We start from the raw sequence: 6,555 nt of genomic DNA on the forward strand, positions 1-6,555 counted from the left end.
CGTGAACCACCTTCTTCTACCGCCGGCCTGAAACCCAATTCCCCGGGTGGCATTTCGATGACACCCGGACTAAAGCGCGCGCGACCTCTTTTCCAGCGGGAGCCGCGCCCCATGACCGACCAGTTCCGCCCCGACGGTTTCTTCGAAACCACCCTAGCCGATGCCGACCCCGCCGTGTTCGCGGGCGTCACCCACGAACTGGAACGCGAGCGCTATCAGATCGAGCTGATCGCATCGGAAAACATCGTGTCCAAGGCGGTGCTGGAAGCACAGGGTTCGGTCTTCACCAACAAATATGCCGAGGGTTATCCCGGCAAGCGTTACTATCAGGGCTGCCACCCGTCGGACGAGGTCGAGCAGCTCGCGATCGATCGTGCCAAGCAGTTGTTCGGCTGCGGCTTCGTCAACGTTCAGCCGCATTCGGGCGCGCAGGCGAACGGGGCGGTGATGCTGGCGCTGACCAAGCCCGGCGACACGATCATGGGCATGAGCCTCGACGCCGGCGGTCACCTGACGCACGGTGCCAAGGCGGCGATGTCGGGCAAGTGGTTCAACGCGGTCCAATATGGCGTCGATCGCGAAACCCATCTGATCGACTATGACGAGGTCGCGGCGCTGGCGCGCGAACACAAGCCGACGCTCATCATCGCCGGCGGCTCGGCCTATCCGCGCCATATCGACTTCGCCAAGTTCCGCGCGATCGCCGATGAGGTCGGTGCCAAGTTCATGGTCGACATGGCGCATTTCGCCGGCATCGTTGCCGCCGGCCTGCACCCGACCCCGTTCGGCCAGGCGCATGTCGTCACCACCACCACGCACAAGACGCTGCGCGGTCCGCGCGGCGGCATGGTGCTGACCAACGACGAAGCCATCGCCAAGAAGATCAATTCGGCGGTGTTCCCGGGGCTGCAGGGCGGTCCGTTGATGCACGTGATCGCGGCCAAGGCGGTCGCGTTCGGCGAAGCGCTGCGCCCGGAATTCAAGGACTATATCCGCGCCGTCGTCGAGAACGCGCAGACGCTGGCCGCTACCCTCAAGGATCGCGGCGCCAACGTCGTCGCCGGCGGCACCGACACGCATCTGGCGCTGATCGACCTGACCCCGCTGGGCGTCACCGGCCGCGACGCCGACGAGGCGCTGGAGCGCGCGGCGATCACCTGCAACAAGAACGGCATCCCGTTCGACCCCCTCCCCCCGGTCAAGACCAGTGGCATCCGCGTCGGATCGCCCGCCGGCACCACCCGCGGTTTCGGCAAGGCCGAGTTCACCGAGATCGGCCATATGGTCGCCGACGTGCTCGACGGGCTGCGCGCCAAGGGCGAGGCGGGGGACCCTGTGGTCGAGGCGGACGTTAAGGCACGGGTTCGGGCGCTGTGCGAGCGGTTCCCGATCTATCCGGGTCTGTAAGGAGGTCACATGGTCAAGGACAAATCGGTCGGCAAGAGCATGGCGAAATGGGGCGCGCTGGGCGCGGTCATCGCCATTCCGGTGCCGTTCGTTGGCCCGCTGATCGGCGCGGCTGCCGGTGCGGGCTATGCCTGGTACAAGGCGAACAAGAAGCCGCGTTACTGACGCGCCCCGCCCGTGCCGCCATGTGGCGGCGCGGGCGGTTTGACAGGAAGACCGATGCGCTGCCCGTTCTGCGCCCATGACGACAGCCAGGTGAAGGACAGCCGTCCCAGCGACGACGGCGCGGCGATCCGGCGACGGCGGCAATGCTCCGGCTGCGGCGCACGCTTCACGACGTTCGAACGCATCCAGTTGCGCGACCTGACCGTGGTCAAGTCGGGCGACCGCCGCCAGCCGTTCGACCGCGACAAGCTGCTCCGCTCGGTCGCCACCGCCTGCCGCAAGCGCCCGATCACCCCGGCACAGGTCGAACGGCTCGTCTCGGGTATCCAGCGCCAGCTGGAAACCACCGGCGATAGCGAAATCCCCTCGGGCCGGATCGGCGAACTGGTGATGGAGGGACTGCAAGGCCTCGACCCGGTCGCGTACATCCGCTTCGCCAGCGTCTACAAGGACTTCCGCGAGGCGAAGGATTTCGAGGAATTTGCCGGCACGGTCGGGGATGCGGCGAAGGGGTAAGACCTTCACCGCGCCTACTCGCCCCTTGCCCAACCCACACCGTTCGGTTCGAGCAGCTTCGAGCTTGTCGAGAAGCGCCCGTCGAGAACGCGTTACCGGTAACGCCCTTCCCCCGGTCAAGTTCGAGCAGTATCGAGCCGGTAGAGACACGCCCGTCGAGAACCCAAGGCCCGCCATGTTCCACGTCTACATCCTGAAATGCTCGGACGGCACCTATTACACCGGCCACACCGACGACCTCGACCGCCGCGTCGGCGAGCATCAGTCCGGCACGATCCCCGGCTACACTGCCGATCGTCGCCCGGTCGAACTGATGTGGAGCGAGACGTTTCAGACCCGGACCGACGCGCTGGACCGTGAGGCACAGGTCAAGGACTGGTCGAAGAAGAAGAAGGAAGGCCTGTTCCGCGGCGACTGGTCGACGATCTCGACCGCAGCGAGTGCTCGACAGCCGAATCTCGACAGGCTCGATGCTGCCCGAACCGAACGGGAGGGTAGCGCGACCACCCAACCCGTCATCGTCCTCGTCCGCCCGCAACTCGGCCAGAATATCGGCAAGGCCGCCCGCGCCATGCTGAACTTCGGCCTCACCGACCTGCGCCTCGTCGCCCCGCGCGATGGCTGGCCCAATCCCGAAGCCGGACCAGCTGCCAGCGGTGCCGATCAGGTCCTGCGCGATGCCGTCGTCTATGACAGCGTCGCCGATGCCGTCGCCGACTGCGCGCATGTCTACGCCACCACCGTCCGCAAGCGCGGCATCACCAAACCGGTCGTCACGCCCGAGGTCGCCGCACAGGCGATTCGGGCCGATGCCGGTCGCTCGGCGATCCTGTTCGGCCCTGAACGCTCCGGTCTCGAAACCGATGACGTGGCGCTCGCCCGCACGATCCTGACCGTGCCGATCAATCCCGAATTCGGTTCGCTCAATCTCGCGCAGGCGGTGATCCTTGTCGCGTACGAATGGTCGAAGGGGCAGGATCTCGCCAGCCCGTCGATCGTCGACCTCGGCGAACCCGCCCCGCACGAAGAACTGGAGGGCATGATCGGCCAGCTGGACGACATGCTGGAAGCCGCCCGCTTCTTCTTCCCGCCCGAACGCGCTGTCACCTCGCGCCGGACGCTGCGCACGCTGCTGACCAAGCCCGGCTGGACGTCGCAGGAGGTGCGCACGATGCGCGGCGTGCTCTCGGCGCTCGACGGGGCGAAGCGGCGACGCTGACGCCGGTTGAACGGCAGCGCGGACCGCGATAGCCTCGCGCGTCCGCCCGATCCGAAAGACCAGCCATGCACTTCAAAATCCTCGCACTTCTTGCCACCGCGCTGATCGTGACACCGTTGTCGGCCGCCCCGGCATCGCAATCGGCGAAGAGCGCCGAACCGGCATGGCAGGCAGCGACGAAGCTGAAGCGCGGCGTCAACATCATCGGCTACGATCCGCTATGGCGCGATCCCGCCAAGGCGCGGTTCCAGACGAAGCATTTCGCGATCATCAAACGGGGCGGCTTCGATTTCGTCCGCGTGGTGTTGCAGGCGTTCGAGCACATGGACGCGCAGAACCGGCTCGATCCGCAGTGGCTGGCGACGCTCGACCGGGTCGTCAACGAAGCAACCGCCGCCGGCCTGACCGTCATCCTCGACGAACACGACTTCAATCCCTGTTCGGCAGCACCCGACGCCTGCGAACCGAAGCTGGTCGCGTTCTGGCAGCAGATCGGCGAACGTTATCGCGGTGCCCCGGACACGGTGCTGTTCGAATTGCTCAACGAACCGCATGCCCCCCTCGACGCCGCGCGATGGAATGCGATGCTGGCCAAATTGATCCCGGTGGTGCGCGCGACCAACCCCAATCGCACGCTGGTGATCGGCCCGACCCGCTGGAACAATCTCGAAGAATTGCCGACGCTGAACCTGCCGCGGGACGACCGGAACATCATCGTGACGTTCCATTCCTACGAACCCTTCCGCTTCACCCATCAGGGCGCGCCGTGGGCCGACGATATGGCGAAGGTCAGCGACGTCCCCTTCACCGCCGCCGACGAAGCCCGGATCAAGGCCGATTACGACAAGGTTGCGGCATGGTCGAAGGCGAATAACCGCCCGATCCTGCTCGGCGAATTCGGCGCGTACGACAAAAGCGGCATCCCGATGGAAGCCCGCGTCCGTTATACCTCAGCGGTTCGTCGCGAGGCGGAGGCACATGGCTTCCCTTGGGCGTATTGGCAATTCGACAGCGACTTCATCTTGTACGACATCGACAAGAATCGCTGGATCGAACCAATCCGGCAGGCGCTGGTGCCGACCGATAAATAAATCGGACTGAACTGATGGGGTGGATGCCCCCTTCGAGCGGCGTCGTATGATGCCGGACCGGCACCGGGAGGTGCCAAGGGAAGGAGGAGCAGATGACCGACGTCCACATCCTCGCCATCGACCTGGCGAAGCGCAGCTTCCAGATCTGCGCGACAGCGCCGGGAGGCACGTGTATGGATGCCCCCGGTTTTGCCAGGCGATTTTCCGACGTTCTGGCGGCTCGGCGCTTATATCGTTTGTGTGTCAGGCCTGTTCGCGTGGCTCATCGTTTGCCACTGGCCGGTATGCAGTTCGAAGAACGCGGTCCACATCGGTTCAGAGAGCTACGATGCTCGCGCCCCGGGACTGGTTTCCACGTCCTGAACATTGAAGTCCTTGCCGCATAATCGTCAGTCGATCTCCTTGCGAGGGCCGCGAAGCCCCCAGGCGCTTACCGGTTCGCTTCAGAGGAAGACGACCGGCTTACGCCATCCGATAATTCTCTTCTCGCGTCATCATCGCCCAGATCATGCGCGCCATCTTGTCGGCCAAGGCGACCGCAGCCACCATTCGCGGCTTGCGACCGAGCACATGGCCGTGAGCTGCTGCCGGTTTCGTGGACACTGAGATAGGGTGTTTTTGAGACTGGAGGATGGAGATGCAACGACGGAAGTTCAGCCGTGAGTTCAAGCTCGAGGCGGTGAAGCTGGTTCGGGAGCGCGGGGTATCTGTATCGCAGGCCGCACGCGATCTGGACCTGCACGAGAACGTGCTGCGCAAATGGGTGCGGGAGCAGGCGGCGGACCCGGGGTCGGCGTTTTCTGGACTTGCCCCGCTTAAGTGGAGAGGCATTTGCTCAGCGTGACGCGGTTCGTTCGAACTGCGAGGGGCTGGTGTAGTCGAGCGCGGAATGACGCCTGANCCCGGGGTCGGCGTTTTCTGGACTTGCCCCGCTTAAGTGGAGAGGCATTTGCTCAGCGTGACGCGGTTCGTTCGAACTGCGAGGGGCTGGTGTAGTCGAGCGCGGAATGACGCCTGACGGGGTTGTAGAAGCCGTCGATATAGCGGGCAATGGCATCCGCGGCTTCGTAACGGGTATAGAAGACGGTACGCCATACGAGCTCGGATTTGATGGTCTTGAAGAACGTCTCAACCATGGCATTGTCGTAACAATTTCCCTTGCCCGACATGGAGATACGGATGCCGTGGCGACGCAGTTCGGCCTGGTACTCCACTGAACAATATTGGCTGCCACGGTCCGAATGATGAATGAGCCCTTCGGGCGGACGCCGCATGACGAGGGCCTTGCGCAACGCCGCCAGCGCCAGATCGCGGTGCAGTCGGTCGCCGACGGCCCAGCCGACGACGCGGCGGGAGAAGAGGTCGATGACCACGGCCAGATAGAGCCAYCCCTCCCGCGTCCAGATGTATGAGATGTCCACGCCCCACTTCTGGTTGGGTGCCGCCGCGGTGAAGTCCTGGTCGATGATGTTCGGCGCGATCGGCCAGGCGTGCTCGCTGTCGGTGGTCCGCTTGAACCGCCGCTTCTGCCGCCCGCGCAGGCCGTTCTCGCGCATCAGCCGGGCCGTGCGACGCCGCCCGATGGCAAAGCCATCATCCTGCAACTCGCGCGTCATGCGCGGGCTGCCATAGGTGCCGTTCGACAGCGCGAACGCCGAGCGGACATGCGCCAGCATCACCATGTCATCGCGCTGGCGCCGACTGGCCGGCCGATCCTTCCAGGCGAAATAGCCGCTCTGGCTGACGCCGAGCACCCGGCAGAGGCGGTGGACCGGGAAATCCTTCTTCGCCCGATCGACGAGCTGGAACCTCATCGACTTCCCTCCCGGGCGAAAAAAGCGGTCGCCCGCTTCAATATRTCGCGCTCCTGCCGGAGGATCTCGTTCTCCCGCCGAAGCCGCTTCAACTCGGCAGCCATATCTGCCTGCGGCGTTTGATCCGGCGTATCCACCAAACGATCCCGGCTGCGGCCGATCCAGCGCACCAGCGTCGATAACCCAACACCCAGGTCCTCCGCGATCTCGCGCTGCGTGCGTCCGCTGGTCGCCGCCAGCCGTACCGCTTCGTTTTCAAATTCCTTCGTGAACCGTCGCTGCTTCGTCATCGAGTTCGCCTTTCACCTTAAGGAGAACTCTCCACTTTTCCGGGGCAAGTCCA

7 protein-coding genes and 1 pseudogene are annotated in these 6,555 nt (G+C 64.7%); 7 read left to right on the forward strand and 1 reads right to left on the reverse strand.

Annotated features, from left to right (window positions below):
- Positions 1-111 precede the first annotated feature (111 nt).
- The 7 genes and pseudogenes from glyA to ASE90_RS14790 form a co-directional block, all read left to right on the forward strand.
- Entirely contained in the window at positions 112-1,407 is a 1,296-nt protein-coding gene (gene glyA, locus ASE90_RS14770) for a serine hydroxymethyltransferase (RefSeq protein ID WP_056002231.1), read from the forward strand.
- A gap of 9 nt (positions 1,408-1,416) precedes the next feature.
- A complete protein-coding gene (locus tag ASE90_RS20370; RefSeq protein WP_200910911.1) occupies positions 1,417-1,572 on the forward strand; it encodes a hypothetical protein in 156 nt (51 codons plus the stop codon).
- 54 nt (positions 1,573-1,626) lie between these two features.
- Positions 1,627-2,088 (forward strand): transcriptional regulator NrdR, encoded by a 462-nt coding sequence (gene nrdR, locus ASE90_RS14775; protein ID WP_056002233.1) that lies wholly within the window; start codon positions 1,627-1,629, stop codon positions 2,086-2,088.
- Positions 2,089-2,263: 175 nt separating this feature from the next.
- The gene (locus ASE90_RS14780; RefSeq protein WP_082449835.1) at positions 2,264-3,307 is read left to right on the forward strand and encodes a TrmH family RNA methyltransferase; all 1,044 of its coding nucleotides are present in this window, start codon (positions 2,264-2,266) and stop codon (positions 3,305-3,307) included.
- 65 nt (positions 3,308-3,372) lie between these two features.
- The gene (locus tag ASE90_RS14785; RefSeq protein ID WP_082449836.1) at positions 3,373-4,398 is read left to right on the forward strand and encodes a glycoside hydrolase family 5 protein; all 1,026 of its coding nucleotides are present in this window, start codon (positions 3,373-3,375) and stop codon (positions 4,396-4,398) included.
- Between the two features lie 92 nt (positions 4,399-4,490).
- Positions 4,491-4,784 (forward strand): hypothetical protein, encoded by a 294-nt coding sequence (locus ASE90_RS20030; protein WP_156361598.1) that lies wholly within the window; start codon positions 4,491-4,493, stop codon positions 4,782-4,784.
- Between the two features lie 251 nt (positions 4,785-5,035).
- A pseudogene (locus tag ASE90_RS14790) lies at positions 5,036-5,218 on the forward strand (transposase); the annotation flags it as partial.
- A 133-nt stretch (positions 5,219-5,351) separates the two neighbouring features.
- Here ASE90_RS14790 and ASE90_RS14795 read toward each other — a convergent pair.
- A protein-coding gene (locus tag ASE90_RS14795) for an IS3 family transposase (protein ID WP_156361599.1) occupies positions 5,352-6,502 on the reverse strand; the annotation gives its coding sequence in 2 pieces (ribosomal slippage) (positions 5,352-6,238 and positions 6,238-6,502; 1,152 coding nt in all).
- Positions 6,503-6,555 lie beyond the last annotated feature (53 nt).

This window comes from Sphingomonas sp. Leaf67, assembly GCF_001421965.1.
Lineage (GTDB): Bacteria > Pseudomonadota > Alphaproteobacteria > Sphingomonadales > Sphingomonadaceae > Sphingomonas.

What these genes read in the sequence shown, in the direction of transcription:
- glyA (WP_056002231.1), top strand. Translation starts at nt 112, where the DNA reads ATGACCGACCAGTTCCGCCCCGACGGTTTCTTCGAAACCACCCTAGCC.
- ASE90_RS20370 (WP_200910911.1), top strand. Translation starts at nt 1,417, where the DNA reads ATGGTCAAGGACAAATCGGTCGGCAAGAGCATGGCGAAATGGGGCGCG.
- nrdR (WP_056002233.1), top strand. Translation starts at nt 1,627, where the DNA reads ATGCGCTGCCCGTTCTGCGCCCATGACGACAGCCAGGTGAAGGACAGC.
- ASE90_RS14780 (WP_082449835.1), top strand. Translation starts at nt 2,264, where the DNA reads ATGTTCCACGTCTACATCCTGAAATGCTCGGACGGCACCTATTACACC.
- ASE90_RS14785 (WP_082449836.1), top strand. Translation starts at nt 3,373, where the DNA reads ATGCACTTCAAAATCCTCGCACTTCTTGCCACCGCGCTGATCGTGACA.
- ASE90_RS20030 (WP_156361598.1), top strand. Translation starts at nt 4,491, where the DNA reads ATGACCGACGTCCACATCCTCGCCATCGACCTGGCGAAGCGCAGCTTC.